Raw genomic sequence first — 23,986 nt, 5'->3', positions numbered from 1 at the left:
ACAAAATAGTTAAGGTTTATTTAGTTTGATAGAATCTAAATGCTGCGAATAATAACGGATCAAGTCGAAGCAAAACAAGAATTGCAACGCATTAGCGATCGCACTCATAATGAGCAAATCGAAACACAATCTGCCATCGTAAAAGACATTATTCAAACGGTGAGAAAACGTGGAGATGAGGCTTTATTAGAATATACTCAGAAATTTGATGGTCAAACTATTGCCCTCGAAAATCTAAAGGTGAGTGGGTCGGAAATTGATGCGGCTTATCAACAAATTTCGAGAGATTTATTAAAAGCTATCAAACTAGCAACGAAAAAAATTGAGGCTTTTCACCGACAAAGAGTACCGAAATCATGGGTACAGTTTGCAGAAGATAATGTTGTTTTAGGAAGACGTTATACCCCCGTAGATCGTGCTGGTTTATATGTACCTGGGGGCAGAGCCTCTTATCCTAGTACGGTACTAATGAATGCAATTCCCGCTAAAGTTGCTCAAGTACCCAGAATTGTAATGGTTACACCTCCTAGTCAAGATGGAAAAATTAATCCTGCGGTATTAGTAGCCGCCAGTGAAGCAGGAGTAACAGAAATTTATCGTGTTGGTGGTGCCCAAGCAGTCGCAGCTTTAGCCTATGGTACGAATACTATTCCCAAAGTTGATGTTATTACAGGACCTGGTAATATTTATGTCACTTTGGCGAAAAAGGAAGTTTATGGCACTGTGGGCATTGATTCCTTAGCAGGACCTAGTGAAGTATTAATTATCGCCGATAAATTGGCAAATCCAGTGCATGTAGCTGTTGATTTGTTAGCACAGGCAGAACATGATCCGATGGCGGCGGCAATTTTAATTACGGATAATCGTGATCTAGCGGAAAAAGTCCAATTAGAAGTGGTGAGACAATTAGAAGATCATCCCCGTCGTACTTTAACCGAAAAAGCGATCGCCCATTATGGGGTAATTATCCTCACCGAAAACATAACTCAAGCCGCAGAATTATCAAATTTATTCGCCCCCGAACACTTAGAATTAGAAGTCGAATCTCCTTGGGAATTGGTAGAATCTATTCGTCACGCAGGAGCAATATTCTTAGGTAACTCTACCCCTGAAGCTGTGGGAGATTATCTAGCTGGACCTAATCATACTTTACCAACATCTGGTGCAGCTCGTTACGCTTCGGCTTTAGGAGTTGAAACTTTTATGAAATATTCTAGCTTAATTGAATATAGCCCCGTAGCTTTACAAAAAGTATCTCAAGCCATTATGGATTTAACCGTAGCCGAGGGTTTACCATCTCACGGTAATTCCGTTAAATATAGAAAGCTAAAATAATTGAAAATTGGGTGGATAAGCTAAAGAAGAAGGCTTACAGCAAGGTTTAGAAAATTGGTTTGAAAATAATTAAATAATTTTCTTTTATGGCAACTAAAAAAAATATCCTAATTATCGGTGCAAGTCAAGGTATTGGCAATGGGTTTGTAAAAGAATTAATTAATGATAATAATATAGAGCATATTTTCGCTACTTATCGTACAGGAAAAAATGCGCAAAATTTATTGTCTTTAAAGGTATTAAATCCAGAAAAATTAACTATTATTCAAGCAGATGTTACCTTGGAAAATGATATTCAAGAAGTAACTAATATTATTAAATCTCAAATAGATAAATTACATTTAGTGATTAACTGTGTTGGTGTTTTACATGAGGAAAATTTACAACCAGAAAAAAGTTTAAAGCATCTTAATGCCGATAATTTATTACGTTATTTTCAAGTTAACACAATTCCTACAGCTTTATTTGCTAAACATTTACAACCTTTATTTAAACATCCAGAATTAAGTATTTTTGCGACAATTTCCGCTAAAGTTGGTAGTATTGAAGATAATAAAATTGGTGGTTGGTATGGTTATCGTGCCTCGAAAGCGGCTTTAAATATGTTAATTAAAAATATTGCCATTGAATATAGTAGAGTTAGCAAAAATACTGCAGTTATTGCTTTACATCCAGGCACAACTAATACTCAATTATCCGCCCCTTTCCAAAAAAATGTTCCACCTGAAAAACTTTTTTCGGTTAATCTTTGCATTCAGCAATTATTATCAGTAATTAATAATATTACTATTCAAGATAACGGTAAATTTTTTAGTTGGGATGGTAGTGATCTTCCTTGGTAAGATTCAAAATTATGAATCAAAAATTAACTTTAGCAACAAGACTGTTTCTGTCTCATTTAGCGGTAATGATGGTGGGTTTAGGCACTTTTGTTTTTATCGCTAAATTTTCTTCACCTCAATTTTTCATGTTACGGTTAGAACAGTTAGAAAAAAAAGGTTTTATGACAGTAAGATCTGCTAAAACTTACTTAATAGAGGGTTTTGAAATAGCATGGAATCGTAGTACTTTTTGGTCATTAATTGTAGGTAGTGGTACGGCAGGATTTTTAAGTTATTGTTTAAGTAGAAGAATTATGCAACCTCTGGATAAAATGAAGGATATAACCCAAAATTTTGCGGGGGGAAATTGGGAAGAAAGAATGCCAGAAAGTGATATTCCTGAATTAAATCAACTTAGTGTTAGTTTTAATCGTATGGCTAGTGGTTTAGAGGATGTAGAAATTAGAAGAAGAGAATTAGTTAGTGACTTAACCCATGAATTACGAACTCCTTTAACGGTAGTTAGAGGATACTTAGAAGAATTAGCCGCAGGAGATATTGAGGCAACTTCGGAATTATATTCAAGTTTAGTGAATGAAACAAGAAGATTAGAGCGTTTAACTAGAGATTTACAGGAGTTATCAAAAGCAGAAGCTGGTTATCTTTCTATTAATGCTAAATCCTTTAATTTATATCCTTTACTACAGTCTTTAGTTGATAGATTTTCTGATCAACTTTTAGAAGATGGTCCTATTCTAACCCTTGATAGTCCCCTTTCTTTACCAAATATCATAGCCGATCGTGATCGTACTCAACAAATTTTGGTTAATCTAATTGGTAATGCTATTCGTTATACAGAAAATGGCACTATTACCCTGAAAACAGAAATTAAACCTCCTTATCTTTGGATAGCGGTGATTGATACTGGAGTTGGTATTTCTGCTGATGATTTGCCACACATTTTTGAACGATTTTGGCGTGCAGATCGTTCTCGTTCAAGTTATTCTGGTGGTAGTGGTATTGGCTTGGCGATCGCAAAAAGACTTGTGGAGTTACAAGGAGGAAAAATAGAGGTAGATAGTGAAATAAATAAAGGTACAACTTTTCGATTTTGCTTACCTTTAGGATAAATTTTTACTCAAATTTTTCAAAAATAAAGAATATGTTAATTAATACTTTTATTGCTTCTTTTTTGGTTGCCAATAGTCAATTATCTCCTGAATTTAGTGAATTAAAACAAAGGTTAGAAAAATATAATTTCACGGTTAAAATTGAATCTCCTTCGGTGAGAAGCACCTATGGTTTGTTGGAGATAAAAACCCGCACTATTTACATTTCACCCATAGTCTTTGATTTAGGTATTGCTTTACCTACTCTAATTCATGAAGCCACCCATGCCGCACAATTATGTGGAGGAAAAGGAGAAATCAGAGCATTAAATTTACCTTTTTCACCTCCTAATGTTAGTCGTCCTTTTTTCACTCATTATAACAACGGTTTAAGACGACATTTAGAAGCCGAAGCTTATGCAGTACAAACTCACCCTGATGGTTATAATTTAGTACTTTCTTTGCTGGATAGATATTGTCAATAAGCACTTAAAATATCCGTTTTAAGATAAGGCTGTAATACTTCAGGAATTTTTACACTACCATCAAATTGTTGATAATTCTCTAAAATAGCAGCCATAGTACGCCCGACGGCTAAACCTGAGCCATTCAAAGTATGTACATACTCCGTACCTTTTTTACCTTTTTCTTTAAAGCGAATATCAGCCCTTCTTGCTTGAAAATCATGACAGTTTGAGCAACTGGAAATCTCTCGATAAGTATTCGCTGAAGGCAACCACACCTCCAAATCATAGCATTTAGCCGCACCAAAACCTAAATCTCCAGTACATAAATCCACCACTCGATAAGGTAATTTTAGAGCCTGTAAAATCGCCTCTGCATTATTTACCATCTTCTCATGCTCTTCGGCACTTGTTTCAGGGCGAACTAATTTAATTAACTCGACTTTGTTAAACTGGTGTAAACGAATTAAACCGCGCATATCTCGCCCATAACTTCCTGCTTCTCGACGAAAACAAGGAGTATAAGCACAATGATAAATAGGTAATTTTTCCGCTTCCAAAATTTCTCTACTGTAAAAATTAGTTACAGGCACTTCCGCAGTAGGAGTTAACCATAAATCATCATTTTCACACTTAAAACTTTCTTCCGCAAACTTAGGTAATTGTCCTGTCCCTTGCAATGCTTCACTATTAACTAACACAGGTGGCATAACTTCAATATAACCTGCTTCTATTTGGCGATCGAGCATAAAATTAATTAAAGCTCTTTCTAAAGCCGCACCCATGCCAACAAGAGCAACAAAACGACTTTGAGCGACTTTTACCGCTCTTTCTGAGTCAATAATGCCTAATTTTTCGCCAATTTCCCCATGAGGAAGAATATGACTACCATCAGGAATAAACTCATCACCCCAGCGTCTTACCTCAATATTTTCCGTTTCATTTTTGCCGATAGGAGTGGTTTGTGAAGGTAAATTAGGCAATTCTAACAATAAAGCGTCAATTTTAGCTTTTAACTCTCTTTCTTCAGGTTCTAACTGTGCTAATCTAGTTTTAACATTATTACCCTCCTCTTTTAAAGTTTTGATTTCTTCACTTTGAGGATTTGCACCACTAAGGCGCATTTTTTCACCGATAATCTTACCAATTTCATTACTTCTAGCTTGTAATTCTGTTCTTACAGATTGCATTTCTCTTTGTTTAGTATCTAAATCGAGAATTGCCCCTAATTGATAATCGGTATTGCGTTGATGTAATAATTTTAAAACTTCATCAGGATTTTCCCTAATTCTTTTTAAATCCAACATGATAATAAATAATTAATAATAAAATAAAAAAAATAGAGTACTAGGAAAAAGTAGAATATTTATTGATTCCTAATTCCTAATTCCTAATTCCTAATTTTTTTCTAGTCTTTTTTTCTTACTAGCTTCAAGAGTATCAGCTAATACGATAAGCATTTGAGTCATTTTTTCAATATTACTACGATATAACTCTAAGTCTTTTTTAAGTTTATCAATAGGTAAATTTAATTTATCAGTTAAAGGTTTAATTAGCTCAGAAAACTTAGTTTCATCTTTGACAATTTCAGAATCACTTTTTTCCAATAAACTATAAAACCCAATGGCAAATAAACGACTATATTTAAAATTAGGATTATCTAAAGCATAACGCCAATGATCGGCAACGGCATCCATACCATTATCATTATCAGGAGAAAGTAACCAGTTAATTAAATCTTGAGGGGATTTTTGAGTGGCAAAATTAAGTAAAGTGTCCGATTTATAACGATATTCATCAGGATTATCACCCATAGACTGGCATAATGCCCTAAAAATTGATTCCTTATCAGATTCTGGAGTATAACCATTCATAAATTGATTAAAACTCTGACATACACCCAAATAATAAACAGGATCAGAACGAAAATCAACATTAACAGATAACAAGTGCATTTCTACCATTAATTCTTCTACCACACGGCGATAAATAGAATTAATGGGGCGATTGTGATGTTGATAAAAATTTCTTTTAGTGTCCGAAACGGTACGAAGTTTATCCACGTAATATAATAAATAAGTTGATAATTTTGTTAACAATACTTAATTATCTCACATCTTTATCCCTTACTAATGACTCATAGAATCATTTTCTCTATTTATATTTTTATTTCAACCTATGAGCAACTCCATAAATCGTTTTTATGAAATCGCCAAAAAAACAAATCAAGCACGAGACAAGACAAAATTTGATCGTTTTGCCTTAAGCCTCCTGCATGAAACCGATTGCACCATTAATCAAAATAAAATCGAGTTACTAATTTTCGTTGTTCATCAGCCTCTTCACAAGTTTGCATTAAAGTATGACTATCATGAAAAGCGAAACAAATCAACTGCTGACAACGAGAAATAATATCACGGTTACAAATAGCACTAGCTTCCCCTAACGAGAGATGATCGTGATCTTGATTTTCCACTAGGTGAATAACCTGATTTAGTTGATCTTGAGATTCTCTTGGTTGACGAGCTAGACTTTGAGGTAATATTACTGTCAGTAAATTAGGATCGGCACGCATCGCCCCTCTAATAGCCGCTGAATTAGTTCCAGCCGCCCCAGAAGTAATGATTCTATTGCCTTCTAACACAAGTGCATAACTCATCATTTCGATTAAATGCTGATGAGTAATTGGAACATGGCGAGAACCTAGCAAAGCTATTTTTTTCGAGCTTGTTTGCTGAATAGCTGCTAATTCTTGTGCCAAGGTATCGAGTTTAGGAATTTCTAGTGATTGACTCAAAGACTGTTAATTTATCCTTACATTTCCCATGTTATTGTAACAAATGATCGTGAATGATCCCATATTTTTTATTTATTTTACAATTTGTAAATTTTTTTGCTATTTTCAGTAATATTTTGGGAAAATTGTTCAGTAGGAGAATTTATTGACAAATCATAATTGTCTCCCCATTCGCAAATCTGGAAAATAAACTTAGATTTTGCACTAAAACTGAAATTCACTGGTGAAAATAAATACAAGGGCAAGGAATTAAACAGGTAAAGAAATAAATTCTTCACTCAACAATACAATTTGGTTGACAATTATACTATGATTAATCCTCATATCTTTTTTGTGTTGATCATAAGCCTGATAACTACTTTTACTCTCAGCGAAAAAGTAGAAGCTCAAAATCAGGATGATACAACATCGTCGAGTCAAACATCATCTATAACTACTGATAAATTATTAACCCAAGTATGTGATTTTCTCAAAAGTAAGTCTTCTTTCACTGTAACAATGGATATTACTTATGATAATGTCTTAGAATCGGGATCAAAAGTTCAATATAGCGGTTATCAGAAAGTAGAAGTTCAAAAACCAAATTTTTTACATACTGATTATGTGGGAGATCAAGGTAACAAACATTTTTACTATGATGGTAAGAATTTTACTTTATTTTCCCCTGATCTCAAAGTCTTTGCCACGAAAAAAGCGCCTGCTACCCTTGATGAATTAGTTAATAATATTGAGGAAAAACATGGCTTTACCATTCCCATGTCTAACTTGTTAGTTAACAATCCTTGCAATGTTTTAGAATCGGCAACGGAAGATCCTTTATATATTGGAAGTGATTTAGTTAATCGAGTGGAAAATGACCATATTTTAATTGTCACAGAAGATTGGGATGGACAATTATGGATTAGTCAAACCGAACCTCCTTTAATTTCTAAAATCCTTCTTACTTATAAAAAATTACCGAACTCTCCTCAATATACGGTGTTATTTTCTGACTGGAATTTTGAATCTTCTATCCCCAAAGAAACTTTTATCTTTAAACCGATGAAAGATGATGTTCAAATTCAAATGTTACCTCCATTTCCTTAAATCACTTGTCCATAATTGTTATAACTTAATATTTTTAAGAAATTAAGACTATGAAAAATTTATCCTATAAACCCTTTATTTTGACTCTAACAGTACTATTCACTACTTTAATTCTTCTTTCTGATGTTGTTTATGCAGGAAGAGGTGGAGGTGGTAGAGGTGGAGGTGGTAGAGGCGGTGGTGCGAGAACAAGTAGTGTACAAAGATCTGGTGGAGCAAGATCTGGTGGCTCAAGATCGACTGTGAATAGAGGCGGTGGTGCATCTTCACGAGTCGGTAGTAGCTCTAGTTTACAAAATCGAGGTAATTTCAGTAATTCACGTTCTCAAGCTCGTCAAGGCACTCGTCAACAAAATGCTGGTAATCGTCAAGGTAATCGTCAACAAAATCAAGGCGATCGCCAAAATATCAGAAACGATCGTCAAGGCACTCGTCAAGACAATGCGGGTAATCGTCAAGATAATCGTCAACAAAATGCGGGTAATCGTCAGGATAATCGTCAACAAAATGCTAGTAATCGTCAGGATAATCGTCAAGACTTTCGTAACAATAATTGGCGAGGGGGAGGATGGTATGGTGGGGGTTACTATGCACCTTCTGGATGGGGAGCATGGACTGCGGCGGTAGGATTTACCACAGGAGTTATACTAGGAGCAACGGTTTCTTCTCCTCCACCTTATTATGACACTGTTTATGTCGGCTCAAATTCCTATATTTATTCCGATGGTGTATATTTAGAGCCTGTAAATGACTCTTATACGGTGATTTCTCCCCCTATTGGTGCGGTGGTTAACTACTTACCTGATGGATGTAATATAATTCAAGAGGAAAACACTCAATACTATGATTGTGCTGGTGTTTATTATGAGACTTTTTATCAAAACGGAGCAACGGTATATAAAGTAGTTCAGTTTTAATAGTCTAACTTCTTAGGTTTTAGGTTGATTTTTCTAAATCCTAATTCATTAAATAACCTAAGTTCAAAATAAAAATAGGTAATTATTGAATTTTATATTAATTATTAATATTTTCGGAAGTTTCTTCTAATAATATAGATTCTTCAACTTTGAATGATCGCATCCAAGCCCCAATCATTCCTGCAATGGGAATAGCAAGAAAAACTCCCAATAATCCTGCAATTCTTTCACCGATAAATAAAGCTAAAAATAAAAGTACAGGATCTAGTTGTAAAGCATTACTCATCACTTTAGGATGAATAATATTATCTTGGATTTGTTGTAGCAAAACACTAATAATTACTACTGTTAAAGCCATAGTACCGCCTTCAGAAGTAAAAACTAATAATGTGACTACTACAATACCTAAAGTTGCACCGATACCCGGAATGGCATCTAAAATACCAATAATGATAGATAAAATTAGTGCATAAGGAACTCCAAAAAGAGAGAAAATAATAAAAGTGGATATTGATAAAAATATCATTAATAATAATTGTCCTCGTAAAAATCCGAGAAAACTTTGTATAAAAGTTTGTTTAAAACGATCACGAGATGACAATGGTATTAATTTAAGAAATGATTGCCATAATTTGTTACCGTCAATCAACATATAAACAGTAATTACAGCACCAAAAATTACTTTAAATACGCTGGAAAAAATTGTTTGTACGATGGTTAAACCAGAAGCTAATCCTGTTTGTAGTGTTGAAATTATTTTATCAATTTCTAGTTTCTCTAAAAAATTCTGAAAAGGTAAAAAATTTTCTTCATTTAATGTGTCTTGAAGTTCGTTTAATAATCCTTGTCCTTGATTAATTACTTCTATACCTATAATTAAAATTATGCCTATCACTAAGGCTACAGCAACAATAAAAGTAGTAGCAATGGCAACTCCTCGTGGTAAATAAAGAGATAACCAAACCACAGGGTAATTTAACAAAGTAGCGAAAATCCCAGCAATGGCAAACAAGGCGATCGTGTTATAAAAATAATTTATTAAAATTACGATTGACCAACCACAGGCAAAAAGTAGCAAAAAACGCAGAAGAATTGAGTTGCTGAAATTGTTCCACAATTTCGATGAAGGAGGTTGCATAGTTAGATGTTCTCTATATGATGCACCACCAACAATAGCATATTCTTAACAAATATTGTGCAGAAAAAATCACAATTTAATTTATGAAAAAATAAACATGATTTTATCTTATAAGTTTCTTAAATATGCTTCCACAAAGTTATTTAATTCACCATCTAAAACATCATTGACTGCTGTTGTTTCGATATTAGTACGCAAATCTTTGACTAATTGATAAGGGTGAAAAACATAGTTACGGATTTGATTTCCCCATGCGGCTTCCACTATATCCCCTCGAATTTCGGCAATCTCCTTCGCTCTTTGCTCTTCTAAAACTATCAATAGTTTACCTTTGAGTATAGCTAATGCTTTTTCTTTATTTTGTAACTGTGATCTTTGTTGAGTACATTTGACCGCAATACCTGTAGGAATATGAACAATACGCACAGCCGTTTCTACCTTATTAACATTTTGTCCTCCTTTGCCCCCAGAGCGAGTAGTTGAAATATCTAAATCTTTATCTGGAATATCTAACTTAACGGCATCATCTCCTAAATTCGGCATAACATCCACTCCCGCAAAACTGGTTTGTCTTTTGCCGTTAGCGTTATAAGGGGAGATTCTAACTAAACGATGTGTGCCTTTTTCTCCTTTAAGATAACCAAAAGCATATTTCCCTTCAATTTCTAAAGTTGCTGACTTGATACCTGCCTCGTCTCCTTCGGAAATTTCTGCTAAAGTAACTTGATAATTTTGTTTTTCTGCCCAACGAGTGTACATTCTTAGTAACATTTGAGCCCAATCCTGTGCATCTGTACCACCAGCACCAGCATTAATGGTGAGAATAGCACCTTTTTGATCATAAGTGCCACTCAGTAATTTTTGCAATTCCCACTTATCCAAATCACGAGTTAAATCAATGATATTATTTTGTGCTTCCGTAAATAATTCTTCATCTCCTTCTAATTCTAATAATTCAATAATTGCTTTGGTATCTTCTAAGTTATTTTGCCAGTGATAAAATTGCTCTAAATTTGACTTAACATCATTTAATTGTTGTAAAGTTTGTTGTGCTTCATCTCCACTATCCCAAAATTCTGGCTGAGAAGCTACTTGTTCTAAATCAACAATTTGTGCCTTAAGATTGGGTATGTCAAAGATAGTCCTGAGTTTTACCCAGGCGATCACTGATTATGTTAATATCTCTCTTTAAATCTGATAATTCCATTCCTATTCTATATTCTTCCGAGCTTTGAATTTTTTGTCAATTATGATTTAGTTGTTTCAATAAATTCTATTGTCAATGGTTAATTGTTAACTGTCAACTATCAACTGTCCATGAGATAGGATCAAGATTATAATATTTACACAGTTGTTGATATAGCAAAGGATGATGCGCCTTAAAAAGTCTTGAGTTAAGAAAAAAAGCCTCCGTTACTACCGCAAAAAATTCTGCACTGTTGATTGCACCATAAGAATCTATTACTGTAGGATAATTTTTTTTCACTGCTTGACAATGATCATAATATTCCTTCGCAAAAATTTCACCCCAGATTAAACTATCTTGTAAATTTTTTAAGCGAGGCATTCCCGTAGCGTTACCAAATTCTTGATCAAGTTGATGAGCAAATTCGTGTAAAATTACATTTTCACCCTTAGAGGGAAATTGAGATTGTTTTGTCACTTCATTCCATGATAAATATACTACCCCATCATAACCACTCTTATTGCCAACAGATGATAGACCTAATAATATTAAAGGTTTTTCTTTCGGATTTTGATTGTCAATGACAATATCAGGATAAACATAAATATATTTAAGATAGGGAAAATAATTCCGTCTATTCTCTTTATCCCCTAATAATAAGACACTCGCTTGGGATGCGATAGTTAATTTTACCTCAAAAGTGATAGTAAAACCATTTTGACCAATAAACTGCTTTTCTGCTAAAAAAACTTTGATATAATCTTGTAATTCCAACTTTAAATGAATTGGTAAAATACGATATAGATAAATATTTTTTTCTAAAAAATTGTGCCAATCCAGAGAAAAATTTGTCTGTTTTAAATATTTTCTTCTTCTTTTTATTTGTTCAGGAATAATTACATAATAAATAAAAATAAAAATAATTAATAAAAAAATTAATAACACATCAACCATAAATCTAATTATCTCTTTTATTTTGCAAGAGGTTTAATAAAACATTAAGCAGAGTAAAGCTAAAAATGGTAAATTAATATAAGAATCTTAAAGATAAGCATCAACTAACTAATTACCAATTATTATATGGAATGTGTCGTCAATCGTAGGGCGAAATTTAGCGCTAGTCATCGTTATTGGTTGCCAGAGTTATCAGAATCAGAAAATCAAACCAAATTTGGGGCAAATAGTCGTTTTCCGGGTCATGGACATAACTATGTGCTATATGTATCTATTATCGGTGAATTGGATAAATATGGCATGGTACAAAATCTTTCTAACGTCAAGAAAGTTATCAAACAAGAAGTTACTAGCCAGTTAGACTATAGCTATCTTAATGATACATGGGCTGAATTTGAGGTAACATTACCGACTACCGAAAATATTGCAAAGGTAATATGGGAACGTTTATCACCTCATTTACCATTAGTAGATATACAATTGTACGAACATTCTCAACTTTGGGTTAATTATCAAGGAAATAATATGGAAGCCACTTTAACTATCCAAACTCATTTTAGTGCCGCACATCGTTTAGCTTTACCTGAGTTAAGTTTTGAAGAAAATACCGAAATTTATGGTAAATGTGCTCGTCCTAATGGTCACGGACACAATTATCATTTAGAAGTATCAGTAACAGGTGAAATGGATGCTCGTACAGGTATGATTATAGATCTAGTTGCTTTACAAAAAGTTGTTGATGATTATGTAGTAGAGCCTTTTGATCACACTTTTCTCAATAAAGACATACCTTATTTTGCAGAAATAGTACCGACTGCGGAAAATATTGCTGTTTATATTGCTCAGTTATTACAAGAACCTATCAGTAAATTAGGTGCGCAATTAGATAAAGTAAAATTAATTGAAAGTCCGAATAATTCCTGCGAAATTTTCTGTCGTAAATCAATATTAAAAGGAGAAAAAATTGGGGAATTTAATTTACAACCTCTTTTAACATAAAGAAAGTTTGCCTTCATGGGTTTTCTGATGAAAAAAGTAGATAGGAAAAAGACTTACAAATCGAAGTGTTTATAAATTAACTTTTCCATCTACTGACTTTATCTTTCATGTTTCCAATATTGATCTGCTAAACGAAAAGCTAAATCAAGTCCATAACCAATAGCACCAATAATTATAATTACTGATAATAGTTCTGAGTAGGCAAGACGATCACGAGTATCTAAAATATAATAACCTAAACCAGCCCTTACTCCCAACATTTTATTAAAATAATTTACTAGGCTAAAGACACATCAATATTGACGGGTAAACGTAAAGTATTCGCCACAGGAGACCAATTATTTGAATGGACAATAAGGGCATCTAATTCTTCTCTGGTAGTATCCCCTTCAATATCGACTTTGACTCGAATATCTGTAAAACCTAGTCTTTTTTCTGATAAATCACCAATGCCCCAGACACCAGTAATATTAATATCACCTTCTAGGTTTAATTCTAATTTCGTTAAATTAATGCCTCTACTAATCGCATTAGCATGAATTCCCACAGATAAACACGAACCCAACGCCGCTAAAACCGCTTCAGAAGGATTGGGGGCAGTATCATCTCCTAATAGAGTTGGTGGTTCATCAATTACATGAGCTGGTAAATCACGCACATAGTTTAAATTACGAAACTTTCCCTCTAAAATAGTTCGAGTTTTTACTGTGGCGATCGCTTGGGGATTATTACGAGCTTTTTCGGCTAATTGTTTTAATCCTTCCTTGCGGATAGGTTCAATTACTTTCGTTTCTAAAGTTTTTTGAGGCATAACTTTAAGACTTGATAAATGGATATAGAAAATAATACATGACTGTTAAAGAAAATTATAACACAAAATCAGATTAAAACAATCAAAAAACATTTTAAAAACAAATTAGAATAGATTTTTTCTTGACATAAAAAACATATTGACATCTTTCTCATTTGTATCCTAAGATAAGTTGTTAACCTTTTCTTAACCTTTATGTTGTGACAAAAGTAATTAAGAGAAAATACTAAGCAACTTTTGCTTTGAAGGGGGATAAATAATAATGGAGTGGACAGATTTTGCACTGAGAATAATTGTTGCATTTTTATTAGGTTCAGCTTTAGGATTTGAACGTCAATGGCGACAACGTATGGCAGGATTGCGTACTAGCACTTTAGTAGCCACTGGATCAGCACTTTTTGTCATTTTTTCTGTACTAACTCCGAAGGATGCTAGTCCTACCCGTATCGCAGCTCAAGTTGTTTCTGGGATAGGTTTTTTAGCAGGTGGTGTTATCTTAAGAGAAGGTTTAACCGTTAAAGGATTAAATACGGCTGCAACTATTTGGTGTTCTGCTGCTATTGGTTCTTTGGCTGGAGGAGGTTATATCAGTCAAGCTTTTATGGGTGCGATCGCTGTACTTCTTTCTAATACTGTTTTACGACCGATCGCCCATCGTATCAATGCACAATCTTTACAAGGCACAGAAAGACAATTAGCTTATCAATTTTCTTTAGTGTGTCAACGAAAACAGGAAATTCATGTTCGCGCATTATTATTACAATCTCTTACGTCGGGAAGTATCACATTACGTTCTTTACAAAGTGAGGATTTTGCGGATACTACCGATAAAGTAAAATTAGAAGCGGAAATGCTAACCCAAACCAAAGATGATCAACTTTTAGAACAAATTGCCAGTAGATTAAGTTTACAAAGGGGAGTTGTATCGGTTAGTTGGCGTTTGTTAGAAGAAGAATTTGGCTAATAAAAATCAAATTAGATCTAAAATAATTTAAAATGATTTTTAATACAATTAAAATAAAAATTGAAAACATGAATCATCAAGAATTAGTAGAATTAGCCCAAGAGTCAAAAACCCGTATTCAAGAAATTACCATCGATGAAGCTCAAAAAGCGATCGCAGAAAAAGATGTAATTATTTTGGATGTAAGAGAAACCGATGAGTATGAAAGTGGACATTTAGCGGATACCCTTCATCTGAGTTTAGGAGAAGTGAAAGAGCAAATTCACAACGTAATTAAGGATAAATCTACAAAAATAATTTGTTATTGTGGTGGTGGTAATCGTAGTGCTTTAGCAACAGATACTTTGAATCAATTAGGTTATGAAAATGTAGTTTCTTTAATGGGGGGTATTACTGCTTGGGAAAATAGTGGCAAAGAAGTAATTAGAAATTAGAAATCAAAAGTTTTTATTATCATCGAATTTGTAATAATTAATCGTTATTTATTATTATGAGTTATCGATGTTAAGTTTACTTTAAAAAATATTTTATTAATAATATTATTAATTTTTAATGTTATATTTCAGAATTTAAAGGACATTTTTAATAGGTTAAATTATGATCAATTCCAGCTTTTTTCATGTGTCTAATCCTGTGACAATAGCTATTGTGGGCGGTGGTTTTAGCGGTTCATTAATTGCAACTCATTTACTGAAAAATGCTACACAACCTTTGATTATTAAATTGATTGAAAGAGCGAAAGAAGTTGGAAAAGGTATCGCTTATGGTACAGAAGAAAATGGTCATTTATTAAATGTTTCTGCGGGAAACATGAGTGCTTTTCCCTACGATGCAGGACATTTGTTACGGTGGTTAAATTATAATGAGCAACAGTTAAAAAACTTATTACCTGAAACTGTCGATGCTAGTACTTTTATCCCTCGTAAAGTCTATGGCTTATATATTCAGTCGATTTTAGCCGAAGCAGAAGCAACGACTTCCTCCGATGTGCGCTTAGAAAAGTTAAAAGATGAAGTGGTAGGTATTGAAGCAGGAGTTAAAGGAGCGATTATATCTTTAAGTAGTGGTAGATGCTTCTCGGCGGATAAAGTCATTTTGGCAGTGGGTAACTCTCCTTTTCTCCCTGAAGTAACCAAAGAAGAATATGTTAAAAATGCTTGGTCTACCTCAGCTTTAGACAATATTGATTCTACTGCTAATGTGTTATTAGTGGGTAGTGGCTTAACGATGGTAGATATGATTGTCACTTTAAGAGATCGCCAACATACAGGAAAAATTTATGCTATTTCTCGGCGAGGTTTATATCCTCAACGCCACAAAAAAGCTCAACCTTATTCACCATTTTTAACGGTAGAAACTGCCCCAAATAATGCTTTAGCTTTACTTAAAATTATTCGTCAGGAAGTAAAATTAGCTCAAAATTTAGGTTATGATTGGCGCTCAGTAATTGATTCTTTACGCCCTATAACTCAAAAAATATGGAAAAAATTATCTTTTACCGAGCAAAAAAGGTTTTTACGTCATGTAACACCCTATTGGGATATACACCGTCATCGTATTGCTCCAAGTATTGCGAATCTTTTAGAAGAAAAGATCGCATTAGGACAATTACAAATTTTTCCTGCCCGTATCAGAGGTTATGAATTGGAGAATAACAAGCTATCGGTAACAATTCGCCCTCGTCATCAATCAGAAGAAAGTTTTTTAGTAGTTGATCGCATTATTAATTGTACTGGTATTCCTGCGGATTATCGTAAAACATCTCATCCTCTCATTACCGATTTAATTGCCCAAGGTTTGATTTTGCCCAGTGATTTGGGCTTAGGAATACACACGGCTTCTAATGGTGCAGTGATTTCCGCCGATGGACAAGTATCATCTTTAATTTATACCATCGGTACACCTCGTAAAGGAGATTTATGGGAAACCATTGCTGTGCCAGAATTGAGACAACAAGCCTTAAGTTTAGCCCAAATTATTCTAAACAATTTACCGTTACAAGTACGTCCATTACCAGCTTATTCTGTGGCTTCGCAAGAGAATAATTTAGCTGTTAATAATGGTAAAAGTAACTTTATTTTCCGTCAATTTTTCGATCCTGAAACTAGCAGTTATACTTATTTAATAGCTGACAACTATACCAAAGAAGCAGTATTGGTTGACTCGGTATTAGAGCAAGTTGATCGAGATTTGGAAGTATTAGAAGACTTAGGCTTAAAATTAATTTACTCTTTAGAAACTCATCTCCACGCTGATCATATCACGGGAGCAGGAAAACTCAGAGCATTAACAGGATGTAAAGTCATTGTACCTTATAACCCAGCCGTTACTAAAGCTGATCGCTCTTTAAGTGGGGGAGAAACCTTAAAAGTAGGCTCTGTTACCATTGAAACTATTACCACACCCGGACATACTGCTAGTCATATAACTTATTTCGTGAATAAAACTCACCTTTTAACAGGAGATGCTTTATTTATTCGAGGTTGTGGGCGTACAGATTTTCAAGGAGGAGACGCTGGTACATTATACGATGTTGTCACGGAAAAATTATTTACTCTCCCCGATGAAACTTTAGTATATCCTGCCCATGATTATAAAGGGCGTACAGTTTCCACCATTGGGGAAGAAAAACGTCTTAATCCTCGCTTTGCTAACCATAATCGTGAGCAATTTATCACTATCATGAATAATCTTAATTTAAGTTATCCTAAAAAGATGAATTCTGCAGTACCTGCTAACGAATATTGTGGGGATTTTATCTCTCAAGATAGCATTATCAATAATGTTAATTTAGCTCAAGAAGAAAAAGAAAAAATAGCGGAAACCGTCGATAAAAATACCGAAATTTATAATGATTATTTTGCTATGTACATATAAACTTTACAGTGGATAACGGATAATGATTTCCCCTTGTCTCCTTGTCTCTACGCCCTGCCTTCTAACTTCATCAAAAAACTTTTTCATCACACCCTAACTATAAGGCAAAAAAAGTTTATAGGATTCATTGTCTAAAATAATACGTAAACCTAACCACATTAATACAAAAGGGAACAGTTTACCGGCATAACGACTTAAAACTACGGCTATTCCGGGTTGACGAGTGAGATTATAAGACATAAAAAGCCAAACAAGCACAAGAGCATAACAACAGAGGATAATAACGATTAAACTTTCCAGACTACTACTAGCAAATAAAGGGATATAGATACCTAAATTATTTCCTCCGTTGGAAATGGTAACAGCAGAAATTTGATAGGTTTTTCGATCTTGTAACACTTCCCAAAGAGATAAACGACGAGAATCAAAGCCATGAAATTTAGCATTCTTTCTTAAATTAGCTGATATATCCTTGGAAGAATCATCCCGACTAAGAAGAATTAAACGTAAATTATTGAACCCAATTAGTATCGGTAAAAATCCAAGTAAACCTATCCAATTAGGAGAAATTACTAAACCGATTAAAAAACCGATTAAGCTAATACATACTAAGGTTGTAAAGCCTAATAGTTCGCCTACAACAACGTGTTTCGGGCGAAAAGTCCGATTTACCTTACTAAAAAAGCCCGTTAAATAGATATTATCATCAAAAGTAGTTGCTAAACCCGTTGCTAAACCGATTTTAATGGCTGTCATTAACCAATCCATTATAAAAGTCCTTATCCCAATAATTATTTAAGTAAAACTACAAAATCTTCTCATCATGTTATATTTTTGATTAACGAAATATTTTGATGGTTTATTTTGTATATTATGATTAATTTAAGACACAATTATAATAAAATTGAACTCAATATCAAATACATTTTTATTTTTTTTGACACAATTGTCAATATGCTTAATCATTTATTCAAAAAAATTCATAAAAATTTCCTTCCATTGCTTAAATTGATTTTCTGGCAAAGAATTCAATATCGATTTATGTTTTTATTTAGTGGAGGATTGATTGTTAGTTTGCTCTGGAGCGTTATTTTTAGTGACTCTAGTTTTGCTAATTTGATTCCAAATCATAGTTTTTCGCCCGTTGTGAGTCAATTTACTCTACCTAAAAATACGAATCGCCGTGTATTGGAAACCATCGGCTTATTTATTGGCGGCATACTGTTTGCGATTATGCTTGATCGAATATTCTATAAGCGTTCTAATGGTGATACTCAAATTTATATAACCAAAGAAGCAAAAAAACTGAAACAACTAAAAATTGGTTATCCAGAAGGGATGACAAATTTAGAAGTGTTAAGAGAACAAAAATTTCTCGAAAAATACTTTGAACCATTGGGTGTTACCGTTACTTGGACAAGTTTTTTAGCGGCATCTTCTCTCATTGAAGCCTTGAGTAATGGTTCGATCGATTTTTGTGGTGGAGGAGGCACTGCCAGTATTTTTTCCCAAGCCGCCGAACACGTTTTTGTTAGAGTAGCACGAGAGAAATATACTGCTCCCAAAGGTCAAGCTATTTTAGTTTTAGACAATTCTCCCATTCAAACTTTGGCAGATTTAAAAGGCAAAAAAATTGCTTTTGATCAAGGTTCTAGTTCTCATTATGTTCTGATTCGTGCCTTAGAAAAAGTAGGATTACGTTATAGTGATATTGAACCTATTTATCTGAATCAACCAGATGCTTTACCAAAATTTCGTCGAGGTGAAGTAGATGCGTGGGTAGTATGGGTTCCTTATACTTCTACCCAGACTCGTACTGCTTACCCAGGTCGTTGTATTGCGGATTTAGAAACTATTTTTGGAGATCGGGCTTCTATAGAAGTTCCCACATTATATTACGCTATTCCTGAATTAGTTAGAGATTATCCTGACATTTTAAAAGTAATTTTAGAAGAAGTCAACGAAGCTGGAACTTGGGCTAGAAAACGAGAATTAGAAGCAACTCAACGATTAGCGGAGCATCATCAAATTGATCCTATGATTATCAAAAATTTACAACAACGTAGTATCGAACGGACAATTATTCCTATTGATGAAGCAACTTTAACCGCTTTACAACATCAAGCCAATACTTTTCGAGATTTAAAATTAATTCCTGAGCGCATTAATGTTAAAGATGGAACTTATAGTTTATTAACAAAACAAAATTGGACTTATTAGTAATAGATTAACGATCAACTAAATTAAAGAAAATTGTACCTCGTCTAATGCCATTTTCTACGCCTTCACTGGTAAGAGTTAAAGATTGTAAATTGTCAAATAAAGGTTTAAATGCTAATTCAACTATTTTAATCACAGGAAATTTTTTGACGAGATAAGGTTCTGCAAGTTGCCATTTGAGATATAAATAACCATCGTTATTATCGGGTAAATCTTGAATTATTGACTGAAAATCAGTAGATTGTAATAAATTATTTTCGGGATGACTTAAATTATTACTTAAAACATTAACTGAATTAGTTAAAATCTCATAGGAATCTTTTTGTGTATGTACTCCTTTGACTTGTGCTTCAAGGCGTGAAAAATTATTTTCAGAGGTGGTAATTAATTGTGTCCAAGCAGTAATTGTATTATTTTTTAAAGGTAATTTGCCAACACTCAAACTTCTGTCTTTAGCAATATTATCTAATTTATCCGTTAATAATTCTTCTTGTTTTTCCGTAACAAATAACCAGTCTAATTCTTGATTTATTTCATCAATAGATAACGATAAACCATATTCTCCTGTTATGTAAGAAAAAATATCTTCAGCAAAATCTAATTGTAAAGATTCTTCTAAGGGATGAATACCTTGATAAATTAATTGGGGTAATGGGTTATTATTGTCTAATCCTGTCTTAATTTGTTGCCAAAAATCTTGTAAGTTGACTCCCACAACTGACAAAATACTATTATCGGGAATGTAAGCTAAGGTTTGTGGTGGCTTTGTTAAACTAGGAGGTTGATTTTCCTCTACCGTTGTGCCGAATAAGGCGGAATGAATTATCAATCCTTTAGGATTAAGGGCTAAAGATAAAGTTAAGCTTTCATTGACTGAAGGAATAGAAATTTCCCCTTGATTGGTAATCCATGCAGAGGTAGTGGGTAAATTTAGATAAGCAAGACTAACTTTTGGATTAGTTAAAGAGGCGATCGCTTTTTGATAAGCTAAATCATGAGCTAAATTAAGATCAACAGCTTGAGCATTATTAATCGCTTCTTTTAAAACCTGTAAATCATTGGCAAATAAAACAAAATCTGCCACTACTGCCGCCGCAACTTGTTTAATTTCCGTATCAACTATTGTAGAACGTTGATAGACTAAATTAACTCCTTTATATTGTTCAAAAATTAATTCAGCAGTATTTGAAACCGCCTGTTTAGCATAATAAGTTTGTAAAAATTCTTTCGCCAATTCTGGTGATTTATTTTTAGCTACTAACAAATATCCCGGTTTAGCACCATTATCAATATTGTGATCATAATCTAAAGATGTCACGGCTAAAGTAATTTCATCTCCCAACCAATCTCGTAAATCTTCCACCGAGTCCACTTGAGCTTGAGATAGTAGTTTTGTTCTTAATTGTTCAATCGCTTTAAAAACTCGTTTTTGTTCACCATTAGAAGGTAATAAGGTTGCTATGTTACCTAATTTATCAGGATTGATTAATAAAGACACCATAAGGGGCGACTGTTTGGGAATAAAAACTACTCCTTGAGGATTATTTTTAACTCCTCCTTTGGTGATGTAATTAGAATATTTGCCAAAAAATAACCATAAACTAACTACGGCGACAAAAATCACCCCTATCACTATCACAATTTTAGACACAGGGAAACGAGATTTCATGGGCAGATTAATTAATTAGGAATTTGTTATTTGTCTTCTCTCATTATCAATTGTTAATTGTTAATTATTCATTGTTATTTTATTCTTCGTATTCAGGAATTCTCTGTTTTTGAGGAATATTAACTCTTTGAGGACGATAATCAGACTCGACATCATCATCCCACATATCTTCCTCTAAAGAATCATCATCATAATCTCGTTTATTTGGAGCATCATAATTACTCGATTGATAGCGAGGAGCGGGTTCTCTTTCCACTACATTTTGACCCCAATTATCTTCTTCGATGTCATCTTCATATTCATCATAGGGCATCGATTGTGCTTTTTGACGAGAAGGTGCATTTACAGGTCTTGCTTCTTCCCATTCATCATCATTCCAATTTTCTTCTACTACAGCAGGACGACTTTTTACTGTCTGTACTACAGGTTTCATGGGAGTTCCTGTGGGCAATTGATTAGCGGGAGGAGTTGTGGGAGCATAGTACATTTCCTCGTCTTCTTTTTCCCAAATTGGTCTGCCGATACCTAATCGCTCTAAAACACCGACAGTAAGCTGAGTTAAGCGTTCTTCTGCCCCTTCAAAAACGATTATTCTATTTGGTCCACTACTAACGATTTCATCGACTGATAATTCATAGGTACTGATTAATTGCTCTGGAATTTGAGGATAACCAATCACTGCAAGAGTCAAAGAAAAAACTTGACCATCAATTAAGTTAAACTGAAAATCTCTTACTTTACCTAAAGGTTCGCCTGTTTCGGTGACTACTTCACAATTAATTAAAGGACTATAAAGATCTATATCAACATCTTCAATTATGTTTTCATCTTCTACTAAAATAACATCTCCTGTCTGAATAACACTGTTAAGATACATATATTTAGGGATACCCGACATCGCTAAACGATTATCTCTTAATCCTAATGCTACTACTTCTCGACGATCAATATCTACTAATACTTCTCTTACTATTCCGAGTCGCTTCCCTGTTGTTCTTGTTATTACTTGAGTATTTAAAAACTCATTGCGTAAACGATTATCTGCATTTGTCATAATAGTTTATTTATAAGGGGAACTTAATTTGATTTAGACTGTTTAATTAATTTGCTCTTAGTTTATTGATAATAACTCAAAATCTTGACTTTTAGAGTTAGTTTTAGTCGTTAAACTATCAACTTCTGCTAAAAAAAAGATCTGAGTTCGACTAAAAATACATAATGACTGACTCTTGTTAACAGAAAAACAGGCAGATAGGGTAATTATATTTTGCTTGAATCAATAAAGTTATTTTCAAAATGTGTAACTATTGGTAATTTTTCTCCCTGTCCACTTGTCCACCTGTCTCGTCTTCACCATTTTTCTTCTGTCGAACTCAGATGTCCTCCCTGTCTTGCTTTCACCATTTTCTTTTGCTAAACTGAGGTAAAAACGATTTTCGGGTATTAAAATAGTGGACATCAACTTCAATAATCATTTTAAAATATATGAATTGGTGGCGTAAACTCAATAAAAATCCTTTGGCAAAATTAGGAGCTATTACACTAATACTTTTCTACATGATAGTTATAGCGGCAGATTTTATCGCACCCTATAATCCTTATTCTGCTCAAGAAAACGGTTCTTTATTGCCACCAACAACTATTTATTGGCGTACTCCACAAAACCAATTTATTGGTCCTCATGTTTATCCTACCACTCAAGGTAAAACAGATTTAGAAACAGGCGATCGCTTATTAGAAATTGATTATACAAAACCATCACCACTAGGCTTATTTGTTAAAGGTGAACCGTATCAATTTTTACAGATAAAATTACCTTTTCCTCCTCAATTTAAGGAAAAAGAAATATTTTCTGGTTTTAAATTAAATAGACATTTATTCGGTACGATAGGGGAAGGGAAAATCAATCTTTTAGGCACAGATGAACAAGGAAGAGATCAACTAAGTAGATTATTACATGGGGGTAGAATTAGCCTTTTTATTGGCTTAATTGGAATTTTAATTTCTTTTCCTCTTGGTATGATAATTGGAGGTATTGCTGGCTATTATGGAGGCATTTTAGATAATATTTTAATGCGACTGGTGGAGGTTTTAATGACCATTCCGGGTATTTATTTATTAGTAGCATTAGCGGCTATTTTACCTCCTAGCTTAAGCAGTGCTCAACGATTTTTATTAATTGTTTTAATTACTTCTTTAATTGGTTGGTCAGGATTAGCTAGAGTCATTAGAGGACAAGTTTTAACCATAAAAGAGCAAGAATTTGTACAATCAGCTAAAGCAATTGGAGCAAGTTCATTTCAAATTATTATCAAACATATTCTACCTCAAACTGCTACTTATATTATTATTTCTGCAACCTTATCTATTCCTAGTTTTATCATTGCTGAATCAGTTTTAAGTTTAATTGGTTTAGGTATTCAACAACCAGATCCTAGTTGGGGTAATTTATTATCATTGGGGACTAACGCATCAGTATTAGTTTTACAACCTTGGTTAATTTTTCCTCCTGCAATTTTAATTATTTTAACAGTTTTATCTTTTAATTTATTGGGGGATGGTTTAAGAGATGCTCTTGATCCAAAAACTATTAATAATTAATAAATAAAAGGAACAATAACTAATTTATTTTGATTTTT

The 23,986-nt window shown here is 33.6% G+C and carries 23 protein-coding genes and 2 pseudogenes; 13 read left to right on the top strand and 12 right to left on the bottom strand.

Annotated elements, in window-relative coordinates:
• Positions 1-39: 39 nt before the first annotated feature.
• From hisD to GM3708_RS01355, 4 genes are all read left to right on the top strand, one after another.
• Positions 40-1,335: a histidinol dehydrogenase gene (gene hisD, locus GM3708_RS01370; protein ID WP_066343415.1), complete on the top strand. Its 1,296-nt coding sequence runs from the start codon at positions 40-42 to the stop codon at positions 1,333-1,335.
• Between the two features lie 86 nt (positions 1,336-1,421).
• Positions 1,422-2,177 carry an SDR family NAD(P)-dependent oxidoreductase gene (locus tag GM3708_RS01365; protein ID WP_066343413.1) on the top strand — a complete coding sequence of 252 codons (756 nt, stop codon included), beginning with the start codon at positions 1,422-1,424 and terminating at the stop codon, positions 2,175-2,177.
• Positions 2,178-2,188: 11 nt separating this feature from the next.
• Positions 2,189-3,286 (top strand): cell wall metabolism sensor histidine kinase WalK, encoded by a 1,098-nt coding sequence (locus GM3708_RS01360; RefSeq protein WP_066343411.1) that lies wholly within the window; start codon positions 2,189-2,191, stop codon positions 3,284-3,286.
• Between the two features lie 32 nt (positions 3,287-3,318).
• Positions 3,319-3,750, top strand: a complete 432-nt coding sequence (locus GM3708_RS01355; RefSeq protein ID WP_066343408.1) for a hypothetical protein — start codon at positions 3,319-3,321, stop codon at positions 3,748-3,750.
• Here the strand turns inward: GM3708_RS01355 and serS are convergent.
• From serS to GM3708_RS01340, 3 genes are all read right to left on the bottom strand, one after another.
• On the bottom strand, positions 3,744-5,036 hold the full coding sequence (gene serS / locus GM3708_RS01350; protein ID WP_066343407.1) for a serine--tRNA ligase: 1,293 nt from the start codon (positions 5,034-5,036) through the stop codon (positions 3,744-3,746). The genes GM3708_RS01355 and serS overlap by 7 nt on opposite strands.
• Before the next feature lie 90 nt (positions 5,037-5,126).
• Positions 5,127-5,792 carry a photosystem II biogenesis protein Psp29 gene (psb29, locus tag GM3708_RS01345; RefSeq protein ID WP_066343406.1) on the bottom strand — a complete coding sequence of 222 codons (666 nt, stop codon included), beginning with the start codon at positions 5,790-5,792 and terminating at the stop codon, positions 5,127-5,129.
• Between the two features lie 230 nt (positions 5,793-6,022).
• The gene (locus tag GM3708_RS01340) at positions 6,023-6,526 is read right to left on the bottom strand and encodes a DNA-processing protein DprA (protein ID WP_066343405.1); all 504 of its coding nucleotides are present in this window, start codon (positions 6,524-6,526) and stop codon (positions 6,023-6,025) included.
• Between the two features lie 309 nt (positions 6,527-6,835).
• On the opposite strand from GM3708_RS01340, the gene GM3708_RS01335 reads away from it, so the two are divergent.
• Together GM3708_RS01335 and GM3708_RS01330 are read left to right on the top strand one after the other, a co-directional pair.
• Complete coding sequence (locus GM3708_RS01335; protein WP_066343399.1) at positions 6,836-7,612, top strand: DUF2092 domain-containing protein; 777 nt, start codon at positions 6,836-6,838, stop codon at positions 7,610-7,612.
• A gap of 50 nt (positions 7,613-7,662) precedes the next feature.
• On the top strand, positions 7,663-8,529 hold the full coding sequence (locus tag GM3708_RS01330) for a DUF6515 family protein (RefSeq protein WP_066343393.1): 867 nt from the start codon (positions 7,663-7,665) through the stop codon (positions 8,527-8,529).
• Positions 8,530-8,626: 97 nt separating this feature from the next.
• On the opposite strand, the gene GM3708_RS01325 is transcribed toward GM3708_RS01330, so the two are convergent.
• From GM3708_RS01325 to GM3708_RS01315, 3 genes are all read right to left on the bottom strand, one after another.
• The gene (locus GM3708_RS01325) at positions 8,627-9,667 is read right to left on the bottom strand and encodes an AI-2E family transporter (RefSeq protein WP_066343391.1); all 1,041 of its coding nucleotides are present in this window, start codon (positions 9,665-9,667) and stop codon (positions 8,627-8,629) included.
• Positions 9,668-9,775: 108 nt separating this feature from the next.
• A protein-coding gene (prfB, locus tag GM3708_RS01320) for a peptide chain release factor 2 (RefSeq protein ID WP_144439258.1) occupies positions 9,776-10,874 on the bottom strand; the annotation gives its coding sequence in 2 pieces (ribosomal slippage) (positions 9,776-10,801 and positions 10,803-10,874; 1,098 coding nt in all).
• A 93-nt stretch (positions 10,875-10,967) separates the two neighbouring features.
• Positions 10,968-11,807, bottom strand: a complete 840-nt coding sequence (locus tag GM3708_RS01315) for a M90 family metallopeptidase (protein WP_066343387.1) — start codon at positions 11,805-11,807, stop codon at positions 10,968-10,970.
• A gap of 126 nt (positions 11,808-11,933) precedes the next feature.
• Here GM3708_RS01315 and GM3708_RS01310 point away from each other — a divergent pair, with 126 nt between their 5' ends.
• A complete protein-coding gene (locus GM3708_RS01310) occupies positions 11,934-12,806 on the top strand; it encodes a 6-carboxytetrahydropterin synthase (protein ID WP_066343384.1) in 873 nt (290 codons plus the stop codon).
• A 98-nt stretch (positions 12,807-12,904) separates the two neighbouring features.
• On the opposite strand, the gene GM3708_RS17715 is transcribed toward GM3708_RS01310, so the two are convergent.
• Both GM3708_RS17715 and GM3708_RS01305 read right to left on the bottom strand, forming a co-directional pair.
• A complete protein-coding gene (locus tag GM3708_RS17715; protein WP_231933022.1) occupies positions 12,905-13,066 on the bottom strand; it encodes a hypothetical protein in 162 nt (53 codons plus the stop codon).
• 17 nt (positions 13,067-13,083) lie between these two features.
• Positions 13,084-13,617 carry an OsmC family protein gene (locus tag GM3708_RS01305; protein WP_066343381.1) on the bottom strand — a complete coding sequence of 178 codons (534 nt, stop codon included), beginning with the start codon at positions 13,615-13,617 and terminating at the stop codon, positions 13,084-13,086.
• Positions 13,618-13,879: 262 nt separating this feature from the next.
• Here GM3708_RS01305 and GM3708_RS01300 point away from each other — a divergent pair, with 262 nt between their 5' ends.
• The 4 genes and pseudogenes from GM3708_RS01300 to GM3708_RS19155 all read left to right on the top strand — a co-directional run.
• Positions 13,880-14,581 carry an MgtC/SapB family protein gene (locus GM3708_RS01300; RefSeq protein ID WP_066343379.1) on the top strand — a complete coding sequence of 234 codons (702 nt, stop codon included), beginning with the start codon at positions 13,880-13,882 and terminating at the stop codon, positions 14,579-14,581.
• Between the two features lie 32 nt (positions 14,582-14,613).
• Positions 14,614-15,015, top strand: a complete 402-nt coding sequence (locus tag GM3708_RS01295; RefSeq protein WP_066343376.1) for a rhodanese-like domain-containing protein — start codon at positions 14,614-14,616, stop codon at positions 15,013-15,015.
• Positions 15,016-15,178: 163 nt separating this feature from the next.
• Positions 15,179-15,871: pseudogene (locus tag GM3708_RS19160) on the top strand (FAD/NAD(P)-binding protein); the annotation flags it as partial.
• Positions 15,872-16,657: 786 nt separating this feature from the next.
• Positions 16,658-17,335, top strand: a pseudogene (locus GM3708_RS19155) (MBL fold metallo-hydrolase); the annotation flags it as partial.
• Between the two features lie 216 nt (positions 17,336-17,551).
• Here the strand turns inward: GM3708_RS19155 and GM3708_RS01285 are convergent.
• A complete protein-coding gene (locus GM3708_RS01285; RefSeq protein WP_066343372.1) occupies positions 17,552-18,226 on the bottom strand; it encodes a cadmium resistance transporter in 675 nt (224 codons plus the stop codon).
• Between the two features lie 273 nt (positions 18,227-18,499).
• Between GM3708_RS01285 and GM3708_RS01280 the strand changes: the two genes are divergently transcribed.
• The gene (locus GM3708_RS01280; protein WP_144439257.1) at positions 18,500-19,678 is read left to right on the top strand and encodes an aliphatic sulfonate ABC transporter substrate-binding protein; all 1,179 of its coding nucleotides are present in this window, start codon (positions 18,500-18,502) and stop codon (positions 19,676-19,678) included.
• Between the two features lie 7 nt (positions 19,679-19,685).
• Here GM3708_RS01280 and GM3708_RS01275 read toward each other — a convergent pair whose 3' ends face one another.
• From GM3708_RS01275 to GM3708_RS18630, 3 genes are all read right to left on the bottom strand, one after another.
• On the bottom strand, positions 19,686-21,347 hold the full coding sequence (locus GM3708_RS01275) for a DUF3352 domain-containing protein (protein ID WP_066343369.1): 1,662 nt from the start codon (positions 21,345-21,347) through the stop codon (positions 19,686-19,688).
• A 79-nt stretch (positions 21,348-21,426) separates the two neighbouring features.
• Positions 21,427-22,401: a PRC-barrel domain-containing protein gene (locus GM3708_RS01270; protein ID WP_066343367.1), complete on the bottom strand. Its 975-nt coding sequence runs from the start codon at positions 22,399-22,401 to the stop codon at positions 21,427-21,429.
• A 237-nt stretch (positions 22,402-22,638) separates the two neighbouring features.
• Positions 22,639-22,806 carry a hypothetical protein gene (locus GM3708_RS18630; protein WP_158505843.1) on the bottom strand — a complete coding sequence of 56 codons (168 nt, stop codon included), beginning with the start codon at positions 22,804-22,806 and terminating at the stop codon, positions 22,639-22,641.
• 26 nt (positions 22,807-22,832) lie between these two features.
• Between GM3708_RS18630 and GM3708_RS01265 the strand changes: the two genes are divergently transcribed.
• Positions 22,833-23,948: an ABC transporter permease gene (locus GM3708_RS01265; protein ID WP_066343366.1), complete on the top strand. Its 1,116-nt coding sequence runs from the start codon at positions 22,833-22,835 to the stop codon at positions 23,946-23,948.
• Positions 23,949-23,986 lie beyond the last annotated feature (38 nt).

This window comes from Geminocystis sp. NIES-3708 (genome assembly GCF_001548095.1).
Taxonomy (GTDB): Bacteria; Cyanobacteriota; Cyanobacteriia; order Cyanobacteriales; family Cyanobacteriaceae; genus Geminocystis.
Note: the sequence above shows the minus strand (reverse complement) of the source record. Positions and strands in the feature narration are given on the sequence as shown.